This window comes from Yoonia sp. F2084L, assembly GCF_023015625.1.
Classification (GTDB): domain Bacteria; phylum Pseudomonadota; class Alphaproteobacteria; order Rhodobacterales; family Rhodobacteraceae; genus Yoonia.
In genome coordinates, this window is record NZ_JALKAH010000005.1 from 353,451 (window position 1) to 376,806 (window position 23,356).

Annotated in this window: 22 protein-coding genes; 6 read left to right on the forward strand and 16 right to left on the reverse strand. The window is 56.6% G+C overall.

Translation table 11 applies throughout. The annotated features are described in order from the left end of the window. The first annotated feature begins 18 nt into the window (after window positions 1-18). The gene (gene atpD / locus MWU60_RS15845) at window positions 19-1,443 is read left to right on the forward strand and encodes a F0F1 ATP synthase subunit beta (RefSeq protein WP_247228351.1); all 1,425 of its coding nucleotides are present in this window, start codon (window positions 19-21) and stop codon (window positions 1,441-1,443) included. 12 nt (window positions 1,444-1,455) lie between these two features. Beyond that, a complete protein-coding gene (locus tag MWU60_RS15850) occupies window positions 1,456-1,881 on the forward strand; it encodes a F0F1 ATP synthase subunit epsilon (RefSeq protein WP_247228352.1) in 426 nt (141 codons plus the stop codon). 57 nt (window positions 1,882-1,938) lie between these two features. Here the strand turns inward: MWU60_RS15850 and MWU60_RS15855 are convergent, their stop codons facing one another. Continuing rightward, window positions 1,939-2,622, reverse strand: coding sequence for a hypothetical protein (locus MWU60_RS15855; protein ID WP_247228353.1), 684 nt, complete (start codon window positions 2,620-2,622; stop codon window positions 1,939-1,941). A gap of 178 nt (window positions 2,623-2,800) precedes the next feature. Between MWU60_RS15855 and MWU60_RS15860 the strand changes: the two genes are divergently transcribed. After that, window positions 2,801-3,151 carry an H-type lectin domain-containing protein gene (locus tag MWU60_RS15860; protein WP_247228354.1) on the forward strand — a complete coding sequence of 117 codons (351 nt, stop codon included), beginning with the start codon at window positions 2,801-2,803 and terminating at the stop codon, window positions 3,149-3,151. A gap of 7 nt (window positions 3,152-3,158) precedes the next feature. Here MWU60_RS15860 and MWU60_RS15865 read toward each other — a convergent pair whose 3' ends face one another. Next, window positions 3,159-4,178: a ribose-phosphate pyrophosphokinase gene (locus MWU60_RS15865; protein ID WP_247228355.1), complete on the reverse strand. Its 1,020-nt coding sequence runs from the start codon at window positions 4,176-4,178 to the stop codon at window positions 3,159-3,161. A 120-nt stretch (window positions 4,179-4,298) separates the two neighbouring features. On the opposite strand from MWU60_RS15865, the gene MWU60_RS15870 reads away from it, so the two are divergent. Together MWU60_RS15870 and MWU60_RS15875 are read left to right on the forward strand one after the other, a co-directional pair. Next, window positions 4,299-4,895 carry a 2-hydroxychromene-2-carboxylate isomerase gene (locus tag MWU60_RS15870; protein WP_247228356.1) on the forward strand — a complete coding sequence of 199 codons (597 nt, stop codon included), beginning with the start codon at window positions 4,299-4,301 and terminating at the stop codon, window positions 4,893-4,895. After that, window positions 4,895-5,680: an alpha/beta hydrolase gene (locus tag MWU60_RS15875; protein WP_247228357.1), complete on the forward strand. Its 786-nt coding sequence runs from the start codon at window positions 4,895-4,897 to the stop codon at window positions 5,678-5,680. Before MWU60_RS15870 ends, MWU60_RS15875 begins: the two co-directional genes overlap by 1 nt. Here MWU60_RS15875 and MWU60_RS15880 read toward each other — a convergent pair. From MWU60_RS15880 to MWU60_RS15910, 7 genes are all read right to left on the reverse strand, one after another. After that, on the reverse strand, window positions 5,649-6,695 hold the full coding sequence (locus MWU60_RS15880) for a beta-eliminating lyase-related protein (protein ID WP_247228358.1): 1,047 nt from the start codon (window positions 6,693-6,695) through the stop codon (window positions 5,649-5,651). The genes MWU60_RS15875 and MWU60_RS15880 overlap by 32 nt on opposite strands. Continuing rightward, window positions 6,696-7,163, reverse strand: a complete 468-nt coding sequence (locus MWU60_RS15885) for a YcgN family cysteine cluster protein (RefSeq protein WP_247228359.1) — start codon at window positions 7,161-7,163, stop codon at window positions 6,696-6,698. Beyond that, complete coding sequence (locus MWU60_RS15890; RefSeq protein WP_247228360.1) at window positions 7,153-8,094, reverse strand: bifunctional riboflavin kinase/FAD synthetase; 942 nt, start codon at window positions 8,092-8,094, stop codon at window positions 7,153-7,155. The genes MWU60_RS15885 and MWU60_RS15890 overlap by 11 nt, the downstream gene beginning before the upstream one ends. Window positions 8,095-8,187: 93 nt before the next feature. After that, window positions 8,188-8,631 (reverse strand): MaoC family dehydratase, encoded by a 444-nt coding sequence (locus tag MWU60_RS15895; RefSeq protein ID WP_247228361.1) that lies wholly within the window; start codon window positions 8,629-8,631, stop codon window positions 8,188-8,190. A 90-nt stretch (window positions 8,632-8,721) separates the two neighbouring features. Beyond that, window positions 8,722-9,597, reverse strand: coding sequence for a TIGR01459 family HAD-type hydrolase (locus MWU60_RS15900; protein ID WP_247228362.1), 876 nt, complete (start codon window positions 9,595-9,597; stop codon window positions 8,722-8,724). A gap of 73 nt (window positions 9,598-9,670) precedes the next feature. Further along, on the reverse strand, window positions 9,671-10,588 hold the full coding sequence (locus MWU60_RS15905) for a manganese-dependent inorganic pyrophosphatase (protein ID WP_247228363.1): 918 nt from the start codon (window positions 10,586-10,588) through the stop codon (window positions 9,671-9,673). Between the two features lie 526 nt (window positions 10,589-11,114). Continuing rightward, the gene (locus MWU60_RS15910; RefSeq protein ID WP_247228364.1) at window positions 11,115-12,011 is read right to left on the reverse strand and encodes a transferrin-binding protein-like solute binding protein; all 897 of its coding nucleotides are present in this window, start codon (window positions 12,009-12,011) and stop codon (window positions 11,115-11,117) included. A 127-nt stretch (window positions 12,012-12,138) separates the two neighbouring features. On the opposite strand from MWU60_RS15910, the gene MWU60_RS15915 reads away from it, so the two are divergent. Next, entirely contained in the window at window positions 12,139-12,795 is a 657-nt protein-coding gene (locus MWU60_RS15915) for a DUF2161 family putative PD-(D/E)XK-type phosphodiesterase (RefSeq protein WP_247228365.1), read from the forward strand. Between the two features lie 60 nt (window positions 12,796-12,855). Here the strand turns inward: MWU60_RS15915 and MWU60_RS15920 are convergent, their stop codons facing one another. From MWU60_RS15920 to MWU60_RS15950, 7 genes are all read right to left on the reverse strand, one after another. Further along, complete coding sequence (locus MWU60_RS15920; protein ID WP_247228366.1) at window positions 12,856-13,854, reverse strand: TraB/GumN family protein; 999 nt, start codon at window positions 13,852-13,854, stop codon at window positions 12,856-12,858. Between the two features lie 63 nt (window positions 13,855-13,917). After that, window positions 13,918-14,232: a hypothetical protein gene (locus MWU60_RS15925; protein WP_247228367.1), complete on the reverse strand. Its 315-nt coding sequence runs from the start codon at window positions 14,230-14,232 to the stop codon at window positions 13,918-13,920. A gap of 440 nt (window positions 14,233-14,672) precedes the next feature. Beyond that, window positions 14,673-15,353: a Crp/Fnr family transcriptional regulator gene (locus MWU60_RS15930; protein WP_247228368.1), complete on the reverse strand. Its 681-nt coding sequence runs from the start codon at window positions 15,351-15,353 to the stop codon at window positions 14,673-14,675. Then, on the reverse strand, window positions 15,350-18,343 hold the full coding sequence (locus MWU60_RS15935; RefSeq protein WP_247228369.1) for an adenylate/guanylate cyclase domain-containing protein: 2,994 nt from the start codon (window positions 18,341-18,343) through the stop codon (window positions 15,350-15,352). Before MWU60_RS15935 ends, MWU60_RS15930 begins: the two co-directional genes overlap by 4 nt. Window positions 18,344-18,369: 26 nt before the next feature. Next, a complete protein-coding gene (locus MWU60_RS15940; RefSeq protein ID WP_247228370.1) occupies window positions 18,370-21,330 on the reverse strand; it encodes an NAD(P)-binding protein in 2,961 nt (986 codons plus the stop codon). A 123-nt stretch (window positions 21,331-21,453) separates the two neighbouring features. After that, window positions 21,454-22,434 carry a hypothetical protein gene (locus tag MWU60_RS15945; RefSeq protein ID WP_247228371.1) on the reverse strand — a complete coding sequence of 327 codons (981 nt, stop codon included), beginning with the start codon at window positions 22,432-22,434 and terminating at the stop codon, window positions 21,454-21,456. A gap of 156 nt (window positions 22,435-22,590) precedes the next feature. Further along, window positions 22,591-23,124, reverse strand: a complete 534-nt coding sequence (locus MWU60_RS15950) for a tail fiber protein (RefSeq protein ID WP_247228372.1) — start codon at window positions 23,122-23,124, stop codon at window positions 22,591-22,593. Between the last annotated feature and the right edge of the window lie 232 nt (window positions 23,125-23,356).

Sequence of the window (23,356 nt, forward strand, 5' to 3'; positions counted from 1 at the left end):
CAGAACCGGAGACGAAACATGGCTAATGCAAAAGGCAAAATCACGCAGGTGATTGGCGCCGTTGTAGACGTTCAGTTTGGTGATGATCTTCCAGAGATCCTGAACGCGCTGACAACGGATAACGGTGGCAAGAAACTGGTCCTTGAAGTGGCCCAGCACCTTGGCGAAAACACAGTCCGCGCGATTGCGATGGACGCAACCGAGGGTCTGGTACGTGGTCAGGAAGTGACCAACACTGGCGAGCCGATTTCTGTGCCTGTTGGTACTGGCACATTGGGCCGCATCATGAACGTGACCGGCGACCCGGTTGACGAACAGGGCCCTGTGAAAGCAACTGAGCGTCGTTCGATCCACGGTGAAGCGCCGGCATTTGCTGACCAGTCAACCGAGACAGAAATCCTTGTGACAGGCATCAAGGTCATCGACCTTCTGGCGCCATACACAAAGGGTGGTAAAATCGGCCTCTTCGGTGGTGCCGGTGTTGGTAAGACAGTTCTGATTATGGAATTGATCAACAACATCGCGAAAGTGCACTCTGGTGTGTCCGTGTTTGCGGGCGTGGGCGAGCGTACACGCGAAGGTAACGACCTTTACCACGAGATGATCGAATCTGGCGTTATCGTTCCTGATAACCTTGAAGAATCCAAAATTGCGCTGGTCTATGGCCAGATGAACGAGCCTCCAGGTGCCCGTATGCGGATCGCGCTGACAGGTCTGTCCTTGGCCGAGCAGTTCCGCGATGACACAGGTTCCGACGTGTTGTTCTTCGTTGATAACATCTTCCGCTTTACACAAGCCGGTTCCGAGGTGTCTGCGCTTTTGGGTCGTATTCCTTCTGCGGTGGGTTACCAGCCAACACTGGCCACCGACATGGGTGCGATGCAGGAACGTATTGCGTCAACGAAATCTGGGTCCATCACATCCGTTCAGGCCGTATATGTTCCTGCCGATGACTTGACCGACCCTGCACCAGCGACATCCTTTGCGCACCTTGATGCGACAACCGTTCTGGATCGTGCGATTTCTGAAAAAGGCATCTACCCTGCTGTGGACCCGCTTGGTTCCACATCGCGTTTGCTTGACCCACAGATCATCGGTGAAGAGCACTACAAAGTGGCGACAGACGTGCAGCAGGTTCTGCAGCGTTACAAATCTTTGCAGGATATTATCGCGATTTTGGGCATGGACGAATTGTCAGAAGACGACAAACTGGCCGTGACACGCGCACGCAAGCTTGAGCGTTTCTTGTCCCAACCGTTTGACGTGGCCAAAGTCTTTACAGGCTCTGACGGTGTTCAGGTGCCTTTGGAAGAAACAATTGCGTCGTTCAAAGCGGTTGTTGCTGGTGAATACGATCACCTGCCAGAGGGCGCTTTCTACATGGTTGGCGGCATCGCAGACGTAAAAGCCAAAGCCGAGAAAATGGCTGCAGACGCAGCTTAAGGAGAAGCCATCATGGCAAACCTACAATTCGATCTGGTCTCGCCTGAACGCCGCCTGGCACAGGTACAGGCGACTGAGGTGCAAATCCCCGGCGCAGATGGTGATATGACAGCTATGGCTGACCATGCGCCTACAATCACAACGCTGCGCCCCGGCGTTTTGACCGTGGTGCACAGCGGCGGGTCTGACGCATATGTGGTCTCCGGCGGTTTCGCCGAGATCACAGCGACAGGCGTTTCGGTTCTGGCCGAGCAAGCTTTGCCGCAGGCAGAAGTGACGCAGGATATCTACGACCAGATGGTTGAAGATGCGAAAGCGGCTTACGGGCGTGCACAAGAGACGTTCAAGAACGAACCGGGCCCCGTTGATGACGCAGCCAAGCTGTTGTCAGACATGGTAGCGATCGGTGGGCACATCGGTTTGACCGCCAAGACCTAAGCGCGTGATGATCGCAAACAAAGGCCTCGCGATAGCGGGGCCTTTTGTTTTTGTGGGCTACTGTTTCAAGGCCCAAAGTGTGGCAACGCCGTTGACCTCGGTGCCGTCCACAACAGTCGTGATGTCCTTGGGTGCGATAAAATTGCTGCCTGAGGCAAAAACACCCTCGCCCCCCGGCCCATAAACATAACCATCGATATGGCCTGTGATGCTCAGGTCTTGCACACCGTTGTTAAAGGCCCCGTCAATCTGGATATCCAAAGCGGCAGCACCATTCGACCCTGCGGTCAGGCTGCCACCGGAAAACGTAATGTCGCCTTCGTAATGGACAATAGGGCTTGTCATAGTTGTTTCGTCAAAGACGGCACCCATAAAGCCCGTCGCGCCGCCACCGGTCGCCCCGGTTGCCATATCAACGGTCAGCGTCGCCTCGCCCCGAATGTTTGCGGCCAAGCTGCTGAAGAAACTGATCGCCATAAAGCCATCGTAACTGACAACGCCAGAGCCGGGCAGGTCTGCCAAAGTAGCTGTCCCGCCGACCCGCGCGGTGTCTCTGACAAATGCAAAATCGTCCTGAAACGCGCCTTGGAAGTACGCGCTTTCCTCGGCAGTCACCAGATTGAAGGGGCTCGTCGGCGCAGGAGGATCGCCGCCGCCCGTATCTCCACCACCCATGTCACCACCACCGCTATCGCCTCCGCCCGTGTCGCCTCCGCCATCATCGGGTGGCAGTGCGTCCACCCCGGTGGTGGTGGTTCCACATGATGCCAACATCAACAGTACTGCACCATATCCCAATAGCTTCGAGCAAGACCGTATAACCATAAAGCACACCTAACATTTTAAAAAAGTTAAGGATGAGTTATCAGTGAGTCCTTAACCAAGTGTTATTATGGTTTAAGAAAAGATGAGTTTGTTAATGCGTAAGTTTGAGAACGGTACAATCGGTATTGATCACGGTGACGTGGTTCTATTTTCCGATTTTGAAGACGATGGTCAGATGTGGCGCGGTGAAGGCCCGCGTCAGTCTCGCGCCGCCGTTGTCTTTGCACAAAGCTACACCAAGCCGCCGCATGTTCAGGTCTCGATCTCGATGTGGGACATCTCGAACAACACCAATATCCGGGCGGATGTGCAGGCTGAAAAGATCACCGAAACAGGATTCGACATCGTCTTTCGGACATGGGCCGACACACAAGTCGCACGCGTGCGTGTCGCCTGGACCTCGTTTGGTGAACTGTCACACGATGATGGGTGGGAGCTTTACTAGCGCCCGCTTATTCGGCGGCATAAAGCCCCTCATAGATCGGCCCCAGCGTCTTGTGATCGAACAATGATGAAACAGATGTGCCGTTCCATGTGTTCAGGATTGCTTGCGCAAACATCGGTGCGGTTGGCACGATGCGAATGTTCTTGCAGGCCTTCACCGCCTCAGTCGCCTGAATGGTGTCAGTGATCACGAGGTTTTTCATCACAGACTTTGAAACACGCTCGACCGCCGGGCCGGATAACACGCCATGCGTGATGTAAGAGTGGACCTCTTTCGCGCCATTTTCCATCAGCACTTCGGCCGCCTTGCACAGCGTGCCAGCGGTATCCACGATATCGTCCACAATCACGCAGACTTTGTCTTTGACGTCACCAATGACGGTCATCTCGGCCACTTCACCGGGTTTCCCACGACGCTTGTCAACGATGGACAAAGGCGCGCCAATGCGCTGTGCCAGATCACGGGCACGGGCCACACCGCCAACGTCTGGGGAAACAACCATCACCTCATCCATCTTGCCACGGAAGTTATGCATCGCATCCAGTGCATAGATCGGTGAAGCATAAAGGTTGTCCACTGGAATATCGAAAAAACCCTGAATCTGCGTAGCGTGCAAATCCAGGGTCAAAACGCGTTCGATGCCGGCTTCTACGATCATATTCGATACCAGCTTGGCCGTGATCGGGGTGCGCGCCTTGGAGCGGCGATCTTGGCGGGCATAGCCGAAGTATGGGATGACGGCCGTAATTCGGGCGGCGGAGGACCGACGCAGAGCATCCGCGATGATCAGCAGTTCCATCAGATTGTCGTTGGCGGGGTTTGATGTGGGCTGGACGATGAACATATCCTCGCCGCGTACGTTTTCGTACACTTCGACGAAAATCTCACCGTCGTTAAACCGCTCAACGCGGGTATCGCATAGCCCGACTTCCATACCGCGATGCATCGACATGCGGCGGGCAATCGCTTTGGCCAGTGGCGGATTAGCGTTACCTGCAATCAGCTTGGGCTCGATCATTGTGGGCATGGGAAGGGGTCCTTTGGCAGCAAGGGGCCGTTACGCAGATGTAACAGATTCGTGGCGTTGACACCGGGTAGCACAAGCTTACCGTCTCGCAAAGAATTCAGCAGCCAAAGGAGCCGCAAAATGCCCCATATCGACTATTACTTTGCCACTCTGTCGCCGTTTACCTATCTCAGCGGGACACGCCCGGCAGAAATTGCGAACAAACATGGGGCAACGATCACCTATAAGCCGCTGGATATCATGGCGCTGTTTGGCCGGACCGGCGGTGTGCCACCCAAGGACCGCCACCCCAACCGGCAAGAATACCGCCTGCAGGACATGGCGCGCCGGGCCAAGTTGTTGGGCAAGCCGCTGAACCCCAAACCGATGTTCTGGCCGACGAATGGCGCGCCTTCAGCCTATGCGATCATCGCGGCGCAGAACGCGGGGCACGATGTCGCGGAACTGGTGACAGCTTTTGGTGCGGCCTGCTGGGCAGAAGAGCGTGATATCAGTCAGGATGACGTGGTGCGCGATTGTCTGGAAAAATGCGGGTTTGATCCGGCATTGGCCGACAAGGATATGCTGACCGCCGCCGATACATTTGCCAAAAACCTGGAAGATGCGGTCAGTGCGGGTGCCTTTGGTGCGCCCTTCTTTATCACTGACACGAATGAACGTTTCTGGGGTGAAGACCGCATTGACGATCTGGACGCGTATCTCTCTGGCAAGCTCTAGTGCCTGAGATTTCTGGTCATCGCGTGCATGCTGTCACGGTGGGAAGCGGTACGCCCGCTGTGATGATCCACTGTGCCTTGTCACGCCATGACGCCCTGCTGCCCTTGGCCGAAGCCGTAGGCGGCCAGGTCAAATTGTTCGATATGCCCGGGCATGGACGTAGTGATGATTGGGACGGCAAACACGACTATCAGACGCTTGTGGTAGATGCCGCCGCTGCCTGTTGTGATGGTCCAACCCATCTGATCGGACACTCTTTTGGGGGGACAGCGGCCCTGCGGTTGGCTGTCGAACGTCCTGATCTGGTCAACCGCCTGACGCTGATTGAACCGGTCTATTTCGCCGCCGCCAAAGGCACAGCCGAACATGCCATGCACGCAAAGGTCTTTCGTCCTTTTGTGGGTGCGATGTTGACAGGGGATGAGACGCGCGCTGCCGAAATTTTCAACGCGCTTTGGGGGGCTACACCTTGGGCGGACATCCCTGCACGCATGCAAGCAAGGCTAACCCAGCGCATCCATTTGATTGTCGCAGGCGGAGGTGCCATCGAAGAGGACGCCGCTGGGATCACATCTGCCGCGCGCCTTGATGCGCTAGGTATCCCCGTAACTTTGATCCGAGGTGCGGACACGCAGCCAGTGATGAAAGCCATTCACGACGCTTTGGCCGCGCGGATCCCCAACGCAACCGATCATGTGATCGCAGGCGCAGCCCATATGGTGCCAATCACGCATGTCGAAGAGGTCGCGGCGATTATCCGTGCAGCAGATCAAGAAACTGGCTGACGCCATCCTTGGTCATTGACCAATCGCAGACAAGCCGCCCGATCAGTGGCTCATCCGGGTCGCCAACCTCGTGATCACCATTCATCACATAGTAAACTGCGCCCGCATCAAGCATCCGCTTGTGTTCGCGGCGCGGCATCTCGAAAAAGATCATATTGGCCTGTGGCTCAAACAGCATTTTGGCGGTGTTGTGCTTGCGCAGCCCCTCGGCCAGTTGGACACAACGCGCATTGGCCGCGCGCGCCATATCAAGCCATAGGCCGTCCGCCAGATAGGCTTGCATCTGCGCAGATAGGTAACGATGCTTGGACAGCAAGTGTCCGCCACGCTTGCGCCGCAGTTCGAATTCCCAGGCAATATCCGGGTCAAAGATCACACAAGCCTCGACGCCGAGCAGACCATTCTTGGTACCACCAAAGCTGACCGTATCAACCCCCGCCCTCCACGTCATTTCCGCAGGCGTGCAATCAAGGGCCGTCAGCGCATTGGCAAAGCGCGCGCCATCCAGATGGGTTTGCATGCCAAACTCTTGTGCGGTGGTGGTCAGCGCGCGGATTTCATCAAGGGAATAGATCGTCCCCTTTTCAGTCACTTGCGTGATCGAAAGGGGGCCGCGCTGTGGGCCATGCACACCACGATTTTGTTCTCCAAGGATTTTCTGGCGCAATCCGCCGGGCGTCATCTTGCCGTCGGTTGTCGGCACCAGGGTCAACTTCGCCCCGGTAAAGAACTCCGGTGCATTGCATTCGTCTTCGTGGATATGCGCGCAGTCGCTGCAAAAGACGGTTTCCCAAGGCTGCGTCATTGAGGCCAACAGAACAGAGTTCGCCGCAGTGCCATTGATAATCAGGTAAACGGCGGCCTCCGGTGCCTCAAAGATATCACGCACCTGTGCGCGCACTTCGTCCATAATCGGGTCCGCGCCATAGCCCATGGCATAGCCTGCGTTGGCAGCGATCAGTGCTTCCATCACGCGTGGATGCGCGGGACCGGCGTTGTCTGAGGCGAAATACATCTAAAGCGGCTCCTCGATGATATAGTCATCCCAGTCGTCTTCATCGACGTTCATCTCAGGGATGGTCATGCCTTTGACAGACACACCGGCCTTGTGCACCGACGCAGGATCACCAGAGATCAAGGGGTGCCAATCATAAAGCGGGCGGCCTTCATGCACCAAGCGATAGCCGCAGGTCAGTGGCAGCCAATACAGGTTTTCGACGATAGTTTTGGGGGTCAACACAATGCATTCGGGCACATACTTGTGCCGGTTGGGGTAGTTGCCGCAAAGGCAGCTCTCATCATCAAGCAGGCGGCAGGCAATCCGGGTCATGGCCACGGTGCCGTCGTCATCTTCAAGCTTATTCAGACAGCATTTGCCGCAACCATCACACAGCGCTTCCCATTCCTGCTGGTTCAGCCTGGCCATCGGTTTGGTTTCCCAAAACCGAGGCGTCAGACCATCGCGCGGGATTTCAGCTGACATCAGCAAGGATCCCTCTGGCTGTGACGCAATCGGCGTCCATCTGGGTAATGAGCGCATCGAGACCGTCAAACTTCAGTTCAGGTCGCAGGAAATCAACGAGGGCAACCGACAAAGTGGCCCCGTAAAGATCGCCTTTGAAGTCAAAGATGAAGGTTTCGCAATTGGGGACGTTTTCGCCAAACATCGGTCGGACACCGATGGAGGCGGCACCGTCGTAGGTGCCTTTGTGGGGGCCATCCAACACGTCTACTTTCACGGCATAGACGCCAAACTTGGGCGGGTGCAGACCAGTGATGGACATATTGGCAGTCGGATACCCCAGATCCCGGCCACGTTGGTCGCCGCGGATCACCTCACCCTCAATTCTGTGCCAATGGCCCAGCATTGCGGCGGCATCGCGCGGTTTGCCATCGCTCAGCGCTTGGCGGATCGCGGTGGATGAAACGTTGGCAGTGTCGATGGCAACGATAGGGGCAATGGTGACGCCAAAGCCCATTTCAGCGCCGAAGGCTTGTAGGTGTTGAACCGTCCCGGAGCGCCCTTTGCCAAAGCAGAAATCAGCGCCGACCACGATGTGTTTCAGGCCCAGTTGATCGGCGATGATCGTTTGTGCAAAGTCATGCGGGCTCAGGCTGGCGAGGGCTTCGTTAAAGGGCACTTCGTAGAGTTTTTCGACGCCAAGTTTCGCCAGACGATTTGCGCGCGCCTCGGCATTCATCAGACGGAAGGGGTTAGGATCGCGCGAGAAATAGCTACGCGGGTGCGGTTCAAACGTCATGATCCCCAAAGGCGCTTTCGCCTCTTTCGCCGCCTTGCGCGCCAGATCAATCACAGCTTGATGCCCGATATGTACACCATCGAAATTCCCTATCGCCGCAGCGGCACCACGGTCGGTTGGGTCAATATAAACGGTGTCACGAATGATGCGCATAGCTTTGGGTAGCTGACGCTGCGGGGCCGTGCAAGCGCCGCTTATCAGCCCTTCCGGGCTTCTTCGCGAAGAAAGCTGAAAGCTTGATGAGCGTTAGTCGAATTTGCGTGATGGTGCCAGAACGGTGGCATCGCCAACCAGCACCTTTTTGTCATTCACCAGACAGCGCGTGTTCATTGTCACCCGACGCTTGGAATGGTCGATCTCGGTCACTTCAACCTCCGCCAGAACCATGTCACCGGGGCGCACCGGGGCGAGGAATTTCAGGCTCTGCCCCAGATACACCGTGCCATGCCCCGGCAGCTGTTCGCCAATCACGGCGCTGACCAGACCAGCGGTCAGCATACCATGCGCGATGCGCCCGCCAAAGATGGTGTCCTGTGCATAGTCTTCGTCCAAATGCACCGGGTTCCGATCTGTCGAAACTTCAGAAAACATCTCAATATCGCGGTCGGTGATCACCTTGCGAAGCGACCGTGTCATGCCGATTTCGATATCTTCGATGCAGATCGTGCCGCGGGGTGCGTTATCCAACATGTCAGGCTCCATAAGGTAACAAAAAGTCCAGTATCACAACGATATTGAAATTTTATTACTTTGCGGATGCAGAAAAATCAAGTGATTCCTCTAGCGAAGATGCCCGATTGTGTAGGTCGCGCTCATTTGCTGAGAATTGAGGTAACTGGTTAATGCCTCTGGGTCAGGCTGCGTATCGGTCTTCGTTTCAGCGGCGGCCAATCCGCCAGAGATGAATAAGACGTCCAGATCCTCTTGCACCCCGCCAAGGATATCGGTCCCGATCCCATCACCGATGGCGATGATACGCGGATCCGATGGCGCGTTGGTCAATGCCGCAAGCCTGCGCCGCGCGAGGTCGTAGATGGGCGGGTGTGGTTTGCCGAAATAGAGGCTTTCGCCGCCCATTTCCGTATAGAGCGCAGCCAATGCGCCCGCACACCACTCGCGCACCTCACCACGGTCCACGACGATATCGGGGTTGGCGCATAATAGCTTTAGCCCCTTGGTCTTGGCGTAGAGGAATTCGGGCCGGTTCACATCCACATCCGCCAATGGATCAAAGGGGCCGCAACATACGATGCCTTCGGCCTGATCCAGTGGAACCTTCTGGATATTCACCGGGTTCTCGATGATTTGCAGTGGCTTGAAAAAATCATCGTCACGCGGGCTTTCGCCCATAAACCAGATCTTTTCGCCCACAATGCCACGGAACATGGCCGCCCGCGCGCTGTCGCCCGACGTGGCAATCGCGTCCCATGCATCATCCGGCACGCCAAAGCCGTTGATCTGCCGCGCCACACTATCCCAAGGGCGGGGGGAGTTGGTGACAAGCACCACAATCCCACCGGCGGCGCGGTACTTTTGCATGGCAGAGACCGCACCGGGCAGAGCTTCGATCCCGTTGTGCATGCAGCCCCAAAGGTCCACGAAAGCCGCGTCATACTGCCCCGAGATTTCGGAGAATTGGTCGATAATCTGGGTCATTTGGTAACCTTTATGAACGGTCCGGCTTCGCTGCAAACGAGGGCCCCAGGCTCAGGCCCGGGACTGCATCGGTTCAGACTTTGAGCGCCGGAATGATCTGCTTTTTCCGGCTCATCACGCCGGGCAGGACCACGCTGTCGCCTTCGACTGTCGCGTCAAAGGATTTTTCGGCCACTGTTTTCACCATGTCATTGGGGATCAGCAGCGTGGCTTCTTCCTTGATGATGTCCACGACGAACAGCAGGACTTCGTCCACCTTATCTTCCTTGGCGACCTTTGGCATGGCTTCCATCAACGATGCTTTGCGGTCCAGCACGATCTTGGGCGCTGTGGTTTCCAGCACGGACACACGGAATTTCTTGCCGTCGATGTCGAATTCCTTGCTGTCCATACGCAAAAGCTCTGCATCAGAGAAAGCAGAGACATCTGATTTTGCCTCAAACATCTCGCCTGCGTATTTTTCGATGTCGATCTTGAGGTCTTTGGCCAATGCTTCGGCGACGTCCTTATCCATCTCGGTTGTAGTGGGTGAGCGGAACGCGAGCGTGTCGGACAGGATGCAAGACAGCATCAGGCCTTTGATCCCCTCGGGCATGTGGCCGGCATGATCGCCCATCATCTGATGCATGATCGTGGCGGTGCAGGCCAGGGGCCGGATCGTCATGTTGATCGGTTTCTTGGTTTGCAGGCCACCAGCCAGCATGTGGTGGTCGATGACTGCGAGCACATCGGCGTTGTTGATGTTGGCAGGCAACTCAGCGGGGTTGTTGGTATCGACGATGACGCAGGACTGGTCGTCTTCGACGTCCTTGATGATCTCTGGCAGATCAAAGCCCCAGCGTTTGGCCACGAATGCCGCTTCTGTGTTTGGCGCACCCAGCAGGGCCGCTTTCGCCGCGATCCCGGTGTGGTTCAGAAACCATTCCCAAATAAGCGGGGACCCGGTGCTGTCGGTGTCAGGGGATTTGTGGCCAAATACAAGGGTTGTCATGTGCGTCACTTTCAATGGGATCAAACTTGGCCCCGTATATAGAAGGGCGGGTTCTGACTGTCACCCCATCCCGTCCGTTTGACCGAAAGAGGCGATTATGTATTATGCGGCCACTCAAAAGGAGGACGCTGACAATGGACAAGCTAGTTTAACCCGCTCGCATTGACCCGTGGCTGTGACAGCCCGCACGCATTCCGACAGAGGAGCACCCTGACAATGGACATGACGCCGTAACGCCGTTTTGGCGAACCGCTTGGCCGTTTGGCCCGATGACCAATTTCAGATGAGAGGTGCACAAGATGCCCCATAAAACCCCAAAACCCCGCAAGCCGGGTCTGAACCCTATGCCTGCAACAAAAAACCGCCGCGCTGGGCGGCCTGACCCAAAAGGTGCACCACCGCGTGCGCCTGTCGGCGTGACCCGCGACAAGCGGTTTGATCGCAGACCACCGAAGTTTCCGGGCCGTTTAGGAGGCAGATAGTGAAAGGCCCCGTTGCCATTGGCGGCGGGGCTTACCTGTGGCGATTACGGTATGTCGGAGCTGACAAAAATACCTTGCAGTTGGATCGGCGCTTGGCCCGCTTCAACAATGCGCCCGGTCAAGGTGCCTGCAACATCATCCGCTGCGACACCATAGAACCGGCCGTTATATTCTGCCAGCTCCAGTGCGCGAAAGCCGCCAAGGTCTTCACCGGGTTGCAGTGTTACAAGACCGCTGAACCGATTGCCATCTATCGCGCCGGGGCGCAGATCCACCGCAAAGGCGGGCAGTTCAATTCCGTCACCGGGGTCGGTTGCATTGAATGCGATATTACCACTGACAGATCGGGCAGAGTCAAAGTCAGCGGTCAGGCTGAAGGCCCCGTCAAGGGTGGTGGATTCAATGGCACCATTTTGATTTTGGGCTGCGATCATAAGGGCGCCGCCCGTATATTCGACCGAGCCGCCAGTAGCCGCGACTGTTGCGGGGTCCGTATCAAAACCAACGGGCACAATGCCAACAGCCGCCTGACCGGAACCGTTGTTAACGCCAATGGTGTAAATGTTGACCGGTAAGACGGCTGATTGCTCAACAACGCTTGCGATAGCGCCGTCTGCATCGACGTCGCCATAAACGATATCGCCTTCATCGTCGACTTGGCGTGCCAGTTCGAATTGCGCGCCATTGGCTTCCAGGAACAGTGTCTGACCGTCTGCAGAAAGCCGAACCGCAACTGTTTGTAAGGCACTGCTGACCTCTGATCCGCTCAATGTGATGACCGGCGTGTTGACCGCGTTGAAGGTGACGTCCCTTGGATCGTCGCCCGGTCCGGTGGCAAATCCGGTTGAGGCCTGTGCTCGTGTAACATCGTCGCCGTCTCCGGCTCCACCACAGGCTGAGAGTGTCAGTATGATTGTGCCAAGTGCAAAGACGTTTTTCATTTGAATATGACCTGTCCGTTAAGCATGTTGTTCCCATGAGCGTAAGGTCAATGGATACAACAATAAAGCGGTTTTCGGGGTGCAAGGCTACGTTTTGCTACTCTGTTAAATCAGAGCGTTTGCCGGAATGACCAAAGCGCGCGAGGCTGATCTTTATCCCCCCATCAAGGCCTATTTGCAGCGACAGGGCTATGCGGTGAAAGGCGAGGTCGGTGCGGCGGATGTCGTGGGCCGCCGTGGCGATGATCTGGTGGTGGTGGAGCTCAAGCTTGGGTTTTCACTGGCGCTGTTTCATCAGGGCGTTGAGCGGCTTTTGACCACGGATCATGTTTATCTGGCTGTCCCTGCTGGCGGGCAAGCCAAGGCGCTGAAGGCAAATGTCAAACTGGCACGGCGCGCAGGCCTTGGTGTGATGACCGTGCGCTTGCGCGATGGACATGTTGAGGTGCTGGCCGACCCGGGCCCCTACGCTGCCCGGCAATCGAAAAAGAAAAAGACCCGGCTCTTGCGGGCCTTTGATCGTTTGCAGGGCGACCCCAATGAAGGGGGTGCGACACGGCACGGTATCGTCACCGGGTACCGGCAGGATGCGCTGCGCTGTGCGCGGTTTTTGGCGGTGCATGGGCCATCGAAGGGCGCGCAGGTCAAGGCATGGGCCGAGGTGCCGCAGGCGACGCAGATCATGGCAGCGGACCATTATGGTTGGTTCATGCGGGTGTCGCGCGGGGTCTATTCATTGACCGATGCGGGGCACAAGGGGTTGGCAGACTACGGGGATGTTTGAAACCAACAATTTTCGGCGAAAATTGTTGGTTGGACGAAGGAATTTCTGGAAATTCCTTTGCTACTGCACCGCCTCACGTGTCAGCGTCCAGCCTTCGTTTTCCAGCAGTTGCAAGACACCCTCGTCTCCGATCAAATGCGCCGCACCGACCGCCACGACAATGTCGTTGTTTGTTGCCGCGGCCTCCGCGATAACGGGGATCCAGTTGCGATTACGTTCGTTTAACAGCGCTTCTTCCATCTCGGCGAACATCGCTTCACCTTCGGCGGGGTCGAGATCTGGCACATCACTGACGGCGATGCGCGACATTTCCCACAGGCGACCCACATCTTCGGCAAAGTAGCGGTCCAGCATCGCCACAAACATCTGTTCTTGCAGGTCAGGGACCAGCATTCCGACACGCAGCATATCGACCTGTTCGTCAAAGCTGTCATCTTTGAAGATATCAAAAAGCGTGGTGTAGGGCTCAACCGCTTGCATCGGGATTCCCGCGGCCTCTGCATCCTGAATGATCATATGATCAAGCCCGCGCACACCCGCCATCATGTCCGCCATCGCGCAGGTCGGAATGGCGAGTGTCAGGGACAGGTACCAAGGCTGCATTTTTGCGGCCATGAATGATGGAATCCCACGTTCCGTTGCGGCTGCTGCGATCATTTGCCAAGTGTCTTCATCCAGCAGTTCAGGCAGGGTTGGTCCGTCCACTATGAACAAGCGATCGGGTTCAGAGACCAGCAATTCTTGCAGTTTGGCCTCTTCCTCGGGCGTTGCTTCGAGTATGATCAGATCAGCGTTTGTGACGGTCTCAGTCAGCTGCGCGCGCAACTTTTCAAGCCGTTCGTCAAAGATATGCATGGTGCCAACGACAGTGATTGTCGCGTCATCTTTTGCGGCAGTCCAGATCAGCCCTTCAGCGTAGGGCATGTCTGCCACGGCTGCGGAAAGTTCGGATCGTTGCGCGTCCGACATGCGATCAAGATAGCTTTCACCGACGCAGGCTGCGGCGACGGGCAATGCGGCGAGCGTGGAAAGAAGCGTTGCGGCAAAACGAAGGAACATGCGCCATCCTTTATATAATCATGTCCCTGTTAGGTAAGGGTTCCGCGCCGAGGGTCAATTCCCTCAGGCGCGGTTTTCCATGATCATGCGTTGCCCGACGCGGATCAATAACCGACCGACAAAGTTGCGCCATGTCCGCTCTGGCGGTGGCACAACCCGCAGAATTGCCTTGGGTTGCAGTGTGGCACCGCTGGGTAAATGCAACGCACCATTGTCGGTGAACGCTGCGTTTGACAATGGCACAGGTGGCCAACCCAAAGCGCTGGGCCGCAATGACAGCCGGTCAGGCAAGCTGCGCCGGATGACAGGTTTACTGTCACTTTGGTGATGAATATCGGGGCCGATCTTATGATCGACAGTGAAAAACGGGGGATGCATTGAAGTATCCGATCTACAATCTTTTGGAGAATTTTGCGCAGCACCCATGGGCGCAGCAACACTGCAAGCTGGCGACTAGCACCAGAGGTGGGTGAGAACCTTTCTTGTCATTGCAGTCTCCTTGATTCGGAATCGAATGGCGGTGGTTTAACCCAAGGCTGCGTGTTGCCCCAAGGGAATTTTTTGAAAATGTCGTAATTGCTCTGAAACTATAGTTTCAGTAGCTGATATCTTACGTTCAGAAGATACCTGTCGAGCAGTGCCTGACTAGCTGATCATCAAAAAAACAAGGCCGATGGTGCCACCGACCAACATCAACGTCACTTCACCACCCAGTATGTTAAAAATGCGTGCCAAACCGCTTACTTTCACTTGTCACATCCTTACGTCACTACGAATAAGGATGAGTTTTGTCAAAATCAAATGAAAATCTGATTAATTTAGCCAAGTTCATCTGACAGCGCTTCTGGATCGACAATCTCGATCCTTTGGCGCGCTGATTTGATCACGCCCCGCTTGGAAAGTTTGCTGATCGACCGGCTGACCATCTCGCGATTTGCGCCCACGGATGCGGCAATTTCCGAATGCGTTGGCGCGTTCTCGATCACGGCCCCTTGCGTCAGCTTGCCCTCTTCCGCGGCCAATCGGAGCAGGTACTTGCACACCCGTTCTTCCACCGACAGCGTTGTCATTTCCATGTTGCGACGCGTCAGCGTGCGGATGCGGTCCACCAGATTTTGCGTGATCCCTTGCCTGATGACCGGTACTTCATTGAAGAGTTGCAGAAAACACTGCCGTTTCATTGCCAATACAGTCGCATCCGTTTTGGCGACAACCGCGAGGGATCGGGGGGTGCCATCAAAGGCGGCCAATTCGCCGAAATAGGCCCCGATAGGGAACCTTGAAAAGACAATCTCGCGACCTTGCGTGGTCCAAAACACCGCAAGCAGCGATCCCGACAGCAAGAAATACAGATCGTATGAGCTGTCTTCCTGATCAAAAATCGTCTGCCACGGATCAAGCTTTTGCTCGCTTGCGGCCAATGGAATATCGGCCAAGTCAGACGGCGTGAGCCCGTCAAAAAGCGGCAGGTCGTAGCTGAGCAGTTTTTCGGGTGTCATGCGCTTGCCAAAAGTTGCCGTGCTTCACTGATTTCAGGCAGCATGGCGGCCGCATCAAATTGGTTCAGCGACGCCTCTAGGTCTTGCAGCCCGATCTGGCCTGCGTGATGTTGGTCCAACCGCGCCCGCAGATGCCAAAGCTTTGCGTTTTGGTCGCTGGCCACGGCCACCGCCTCTGTCAGGTAGCGGCGCGCATCGTCACGCCGCCCGGACAACAGGCACATCTGCGCGTGGATCCGCAGCACCTCAGCGTACCAACAGTGCAGACCGCTTGCCTCATTTTCGCGTGTCGCCTGAAGCGAGGCCTGATAGGCCGCATCAACCTTGTCGTGCTCTGCCAAGGCCAGCGCGTAATGTGCCCGGAAATAGGGCAGCCCGACATTCGCACCGATCGCCTCATGCGTTTTGATGACCTGATCAAAGCCTGCCAGACCTGTCGGACTGCCTCTTTGCGCAGGGTTCATCACGTTCATCCAGGCCGCCCCTGTAACCTGCCAAAAGGCGGCTGTCTGGCTGGTTGCGGTCTCCAAACCCAATGTTACCCGTGCGATGGCTGCGTCCGTCTGGCCGGTATAATAGAGGGGGACCGCCCCCCAGATTTGCGCCCACGGCAGCATGACCGGGATGTTCAGCAGTTTCTGGTGCGCATCGGTTTCGGCAATCAGGTCCGGGATCAGATGCGCATCGCCGCAAATGGCCCGTGTGACGCTTTCGAACATCTGTGCTGCGGCAAAGGTGTCCACCCCGTAGCTTGAGATCATCGCCCCGTGCTTGGTGATGTCGTAGATATCGCGCAGTGCGGCAAACTCGGCAGATGATTTGTCAAAATCCCCGGCGTAGAAATGCAAGGATGTGTCGACGTTCTGCGATGCAAGCCGCAGCTCATTGTTGGTTTCTTCCGCAGGGACGGCCGCTGCCGCCTCGCGCAGCATCTCGCTGAATTGATTGGCGGCGGCTTTGTCTGCGGAAATAATGGCATGGGTGAAACAGCCGTAGAAGGCAGGACCGTTTGCCGCTGAATAGGCGTTTTGCCCCGCTGCCAGTGTCGCCACCGTTTCAAAGGCCTCCTTCACAGGTTCTGCGGTGAACCCCTGAATTTGCATGCGGATGGACCCGAGCGCTGTGTAGCAGGCGATTTCAAGTGCACGCACGTCAACATCGGCAGGGGCTTGTTCGCAAAGCGAGATGGCGGCGAGAACATGCGCCTCTGCATCGTCGAAAGCCCCTTGGAATAAGGCCCATTGGCTGACGGTCAAGTAGTTCTGGATGGCCGGAACATGCTGTTGCGCAAGGCTAAGGTGATCGGTCAGCAAAGCGGGGTTGCGCATGACTGCATCGGCGTGGTTTTCCTGCAAATGCGCTGCAATTTGGCCGTGGTAGGTCTCGCGGGTGCGGCGCAACATGCCCTGATAAGCGGCCTGATGCAGCAGCGCATGTGCGAAGGTCCAGTTGTGGTCATCGACCTGTTCCAGCACGCCTTGTTGGGACGCAGCTTTCAGGTGATCCGCAAGCGGGGCATGGTCGGTTGCGATGGCCCCCAGCATATCAAGGTCGAACGTTTTGCCGATAACGGCGGCGCATTGCAGCACGGGTTTGGCTGCACCCGTTGCGTCGATCTGATCGGCCAGCAAATCCATCAAAGAGCCTGGCACTTGGGTGGTCTTTGCCGGGTCAGACGCCGCGCGTTTGAACAGTTGCTCAATGAACAGCGGAATGCCTGCTGCCTGCTCAATCACTAAGGCGCGGTCTTCAGAGGCAGGTCTTCCTTCGGTCAGCCGGTCCAGCATCACCCCGGCTTCGGTGTCGGTCAGCGCCTCGAGCGAAATGATCGTCACGGGCAGTCGCCCCAGATATCTGCCGATTTTGGTGTCTTCACGACTGGTCATCAGGATCTGATAGTCGCTTGCCGCATCGCTTTGCAGGATATGAACCAACACGCCGAAACTTGCGTTGTCGAGCCAGTGCAGGTCTTCAAAAACCAAAAGCCCGTCTGACTGGGTCGCGCGGATTGCTTGCCACAGGCTGTCTTCGATCAGTCCCTTGAGGGCCACGTTGCTGCGTTCAGCCAGCAGTCGCTGACCTTCCGCCAGCCCCAAGACCAGCGCCAGCGCATGTAGGGCACTGTCGGAAAGCCCCGCGAACCTGGCCTGCAGATCGCTGAAATCGGGCAGCGTGCTGCCGGTCAGTTGCATCAGCCATTGCGCAAAGGGTTGATAGCTGGCGCGGATGTGCACCCCATCAGCCGCAAAAATCGCCGCTTGTCCGCATTGCTGGGCCAGATGCCGGGCCAGCGCGGATTTCCCTATGCCAGCCTGTCCGATGACAAGCACGGGGTCTTTGCTGTCGTTGATCCGTTGTAATTCGGTATCGCGCCCGACAAAAAAGGATTGGGTCGGTGCGGTGCGTGGTTTTTCGGCCAGCGGCTGAAACAGCGTTTGCGCCTCGGCAAAGCCTTTAAGCTTTTGATCTGGGAAAGGTTGCATCGCCATCACACCACGCAACAGGCGCTTGGTGCTGTGCGAAATCATGACAGTGCCCGGCGTGGCCTGTTCCTGAATGCGTTGGGCAAGCGTTGTGACCATACCTGTGGCGCGCGGCAGGTTCTCACGGCCCGCATTTGCGCGCACAGCGACCTCACCCGTTGCCACGCCAATGCGCAGTTTCAGGTCGATACCTTTGCTGCGGCCTGCGTCAATATCGCGGATCGCCGTCATCGCGGCGTTCACGGCCTTAGAGGCCGAAAGCTCATCCGCGCGTGCCAGACCAAAGAGTGCGACGATGCCATCCCCAAGGTATTCGGTGACCTCGCCATCGTGGTCGTCAACGATTGTCTTGGCTTGGGCATAGAACTCTTCCAGCCACTGCTGCAGGTCTTCGGCATCAGCCGTGCTGGCGATATCGCTAAAGCCCACGACGTCCATAAAGACCGCCGTGATCTGCTTGCGTTCTCCACCGCCGGTTGTCGCGCTGCCTGCCTTTGGCTCGCTCATCGCTACACCCCTACTCCCGCAGATCACTATATGCGTGTTTTCGCAGCTTCCAAGCGCGCAATGCGCCCGCTGTCGAATGGGTTGGAAAGGGTCCAGCTTGTCCAGATACGAAACGCGCCGGGCAGCGCGTGCCCTTCAGAGGCCGCATCATTGCGTAGCTGAAGCGGTTGGGCAATCATTTTCCCCGCTGGCAGATTGGCAAGGCCTGCATCCTGAACATCAATTTGTGCATGGATTCCAGCACCATGTGCCGCTGTCAGTCCGAAATCGAGATTGGAAAATTGCCATTTGCCAAGCTTGTTCTTGGTGACCACCACTTGATTGGCAAGCCGGTCAACAGCCCCCAATGTCGCAAAGTCCGTCATTGGGCGGGCCATGTCGCGCTGGGCGTATTTGCCAGACCAGATGGGCGATCCTGTGGCGGATTTCACAGAATAGCGGTTATTGCCCATCTCCAGCTGCCCCATCCGTTTGTTGTAGCCGTAGAACCAGACACCGGCGAGTTGCGGCAGTTTGCTGTTCAGATAGAGGTTGGGCAGATAGGCATAAGCGCCTTCATGCCCCTCAACCTGTACGTAGTTGATCGCAATGATCGCCTCATAATAGTCGCGGAACCCAAACAGCTTGGGCATGATTGTTGGCCGCACGCCCATTTGCTGATTGGCAAGGATCGACACCGGATGCGTGCCTTCGGGTGTGATCGACTGCGGGTGCAGTTTCATGCCTGCGGGTAGACATTTTTCCAGTTCTTTGGCGTCAACTGCATGGAAGCTGAAGAAGCCGTCCAATTCACCGACCCCAAAGAAGGGTGTCAGCGGCCAGTTGGCGTTTTGCGCGTAGGGGCTTTGCAGTTTGGCTGCATCTGTTGGACCCGCATCTGGTGCAATGTCACCTTCGCCGACGATTTCGATGTCGGCCCCTGTCAGTCCACGCGCAGCAGCCAGACCCGAGATGGTTGCTGCTTCAACGCAGCCCGCGTTGATCCCACATCGTGTCCAGTCGCCCGCGATAAAGAGGTTTTCAAACCCGGTGCCATCAGCGGGCAGGCGGTATTTTACTGATCCGGGCACGGACAGGACATAGCGTTCTGAGCCGTAGAAGTTCTCACGAAAATACTGCGCTTTGAACTTGGCTGGGCCGGTTTTGGCCCCTTCTGCAACCAGCAGGGACGTGTCGAACTTGCCGTTTTTCAGTGCGCCGGGCCACATGCGTGTCAGGTCGTTGTTGGCCCAGTCCAGCACCCGGTCTTCAAACGTACCGGGCTCAGTCCCGGCGTCTTTGGCAGGACTACAGAAATACGCGATGGATTTGGGACCGGGGTCTTGCCAATCCTCGCGTCCGATCAGGTCCGACATATCCGCCCAAGTGTCGAGCGGTTCAACAAAGCTGGTGATGACGGTTTTCAGGTCGGCGGGGATGTCGCCGATGTTGTGCTTGGCAACCAGATCGTTCCAACCCATTTCGGACGCGGTTTGGTTCAGCCAGAATTGGGCTGCGTGGGTGGCGACTGTGCCAACCTTTTCGGTCATCATCTTCCAGCGGTTGCTGGCGGCGATCAGCTCTTTCGCCATATAGGGAAGCGATCCCAGCGATGCGCCCAGAATGACCTCATCAAAGTCGGTGCCGCGTTTCAGGCTATAGGCTTTGCCTGTTGGCGCTTCTTTCTCGCATTCGAAATCGACGCCGGACTTTTCCAGCTTGGTCCCGTCAACCAGTTGATCCCAAAGCGGTTCTGACGGCCAGCAGTTGAGGTCTTTGACCACGACAAACGGGTCGTAACCCCCGGATTTTGTCGCGGCCTGCTCAACCATGTCGATCCGGTCGATGTAGGTTTTCGTGTCATCCAGCGCCAAATGCGTGGCCGCATTGAAGAATTTGAACTTCACGCCGCGATGTTTGAGAATCTCGTAGTAGGGACCAAAGATCGTATCGCCCATGCCCGCCATCATCTTGAAGAAAAGCGAACCTTTGTAGGTGAAGGCCAGCCGCAAAAGCCCGCGAATGGCTGTGCCTGCGCCCACGCTGCGTTCGTCCGTGTTGCCGCCGGGATAGCCGAAGACGTAGTCATAGCAGCCACGGAAAACAGCCGAATAGACGGCATCGGGGCTGGCCCCGTAGTTCAGCAGCCATTGGCTGATTTCCCAGTCGTCGATGGCGTCAAAGCCGTGGCGGAAGAGTCCACTGTCCAAAGTGCCCCGGAAAAAGGCAAGCGACAGGCTGATCAGGTATTTTGCGCGCCGCGCCTCGTCCGATAGCACACCTTCGGGGAATGCCTGGTCGTCGAACCACTGCTGGGCATGATCTGCGATGCCGCCAAGTGTTTGTGTCTGACTGTCAGTATGGTCAAAGGCATTTTTTGGCAGTGCCTTGGCATAGTCACGCAGGTGGTGCAGTGGCGAGCGGTTCTTGAGCGCGACGCCTCGCGCCTTCAGTGGTCCTTCAAAACGCGGTGGCAAAGTATGCGGGACGTCTTTTTCCAACTCTTCGAGGATTTTCTCGATAAAGCCAATCAGCGCCTCTGTGGCCATTTGGAAATAGGCAAAGGGGGTTGGCAGCACGCCGCCTGTGCCGGGGATTTCGTCGTTGGGCGGGAATTCGAGGAACCAGGGGTGGACCTCTTTCACGCCGTCTTTTTCGATCTCTTCGGCCAGAAGAAAGCGGTTCAGCCCTGTGAACGCTTTGTCCAGCGTCCCAAGCGGTGCATCAGGGCTGCGCAGACCCGTTGCGTTCAGTTGGTCATAGCAGTCGCGCATCAGACGAAAGCCGTTTTCATAGAAACCGGCCCAGATGTGTAGACCGTGTTCTTCGATCCGGCCCGCGTGCTTCATGTTGCGACCGCTGGCACCTTTGCCGCCAAGCCGCCAGCCTAGCTGATAAAGCGTGACATCATAGTCTTCCTGCCAGTTGGGTTGTTGTGTAATCGCATAGGCGGCTGTGATGGCACCGACGCCCCCGCCGATAATGGCAACTTTCTTTTTGTCAGACACCCGTGAACACTCCCGCTTTAGCCATCTTTAAGATTTGCTCGCATAGGTTGTGTGCGAGCAATTTGTCAAAAGTTTTACGTGAATGCGACAGAGTTGCGTGATGCAAGTGACCATTGCACGGCACTATCCGTCTTCGAAAGGGCAGGCCCAAGGCGCCGCCACCCCGATTGAGACCAGCGGGCCCCGTGTTTTCCGAGCCAGAAATCCAACATCACCGTGATGGGCTTTGCCTGGCGATGCAGGCAATAATTGATCCGTCAGTGCGGTATAGGCCGCAACGTGGTCACCGGGGAAGTTCTTGACGCGGTCTGCGATGACTGTGTCGTGCTCAAAGATCGCCTTTGACGACAGGAGCAGCGTTAAGGTTGGCGGCACGTTTCCGTCGTGGAGCGCGTAGTTGAATTGCAGCGTTGTTTTCTGGCGCGCATCAGCAACACCCGCGTCCAACATCAGCCCTATTTCAAAGACCAATGGTTCTGCGGGCACTTCGGCCGGCGCGACCAGCTTTGGAATGGCATCGGCAAAGTCGTGATCCGTCTCGCAATACAACGTCACTTCACCCGTCTGGCTGTGATAACCCAGCATCGTAATGCGGGTGCCGCTGCCCAGATCATCAAAAACAGGCGCAATAAGATCGGACAGCATCAGCCCTCTCAGATCAGCGGCTTCTGCGGGCACTTCGGCATAAAGCGTCGTGGCAAGCCCATCCGGGCCGCTGTGAAGCCCCAACCATGCGCCAAACCGCAGCGGGCCAGCACCTTGCACAGCACTGATCACATCACGCAAGGCGGCGGGTGGGGGTGTGCCACCGAATTGCATCATCAGATCGCAGGCTTTTGCGACGCGGCCTGCAGGATCCTTTGCAGGGTCTTCAACCTCGGTCCGCAGTGACAGCGACGATTGGTTTGCGATGAACATCATCTCAACCGGCGCGCCTGTATCGGTCATTTTGCTGTCTTGCCAATAGGCCCAACCGCCTGGCTGCAGCACGCCAATGTCGTGCAACGCGCGTTCAAGTGTTTCGCCGCCCTTACCAAGACGCCGCAGGTACCAGCACCAGTCTAGGTCGCCGCGGGAAGGTTGGGCAGGTGCAAGTTCAAACATGGAAAAGAGCCTTTACTCGTAAATGTGCGATCAGCGATTTTACCCAGCTTAAACTGGATTGTGATCGTCAACTGTGTGACTTAACACAATCGAAACAATTTAGCGAAAATGGGGCAGATTGGTGATCTTCGTCGGGCACCGCAGGACAGAGTTGCCCTAGTTGCGCGTTGGGAACGCACCTTGCACAGCGATGATGTAATTGATGCACAGTGTCGGCTGCATGTTTTCATGCGGCGCACTGCCGCCCGCAAGGCCGATTGTCTTGCTGTTCAACGCTGTTTTAGGTTCGCTTTTTTGGCGATGTGTGCCGTCAGAGGCGTTCACATATGTCTTGGCCGCACCGAGTGACGCGTTTGACGGCTGATCGGTGTCAGCAGCGCTGTCAGAGACAAAGATTTCGTGCCGGTGCTCGGGCAATTGGGTGGCGGTGAGTGCGACGCTCTCGGCCCCCATTTTCTGCCCGATGTCGCGTGGTGTCAGGCCTTGTCCATCGCCTGCATGCATCGGGACCCGTCCCCGCATATCGGGCAGGCAGAATGTTGTGCGCCCGTCGCCGCCATAGGTTGTGCCAAGGATTGCAAACAATGACTGGTTTTCGGCAATCTCCAAGGCTTGCCCATCACAAAAGGCCCAGCCCCGGGGGGCGAAGTTGCCACCGTATAGAATAATCTGACCGATCAACGGTTCCATGAAAATTGCGATCCTAATATCACGCGCTTTTGCGTAGGCATGATGCACGACATGACCTAGCGTCAGTGACTTTGCGCACAGACAAACGAAAAAGTGTGGGTTGCTTGGAAACTTTCGGGCAGTTACCGAGGACACAGTGATTGCAGGAGAATGAACGTGCACAAATTTTCTATTGTTGGATTGCCGATTGTCTTGTTGCTCGCGGGTTGCGGTGGGCCGACCCCCACCAGCC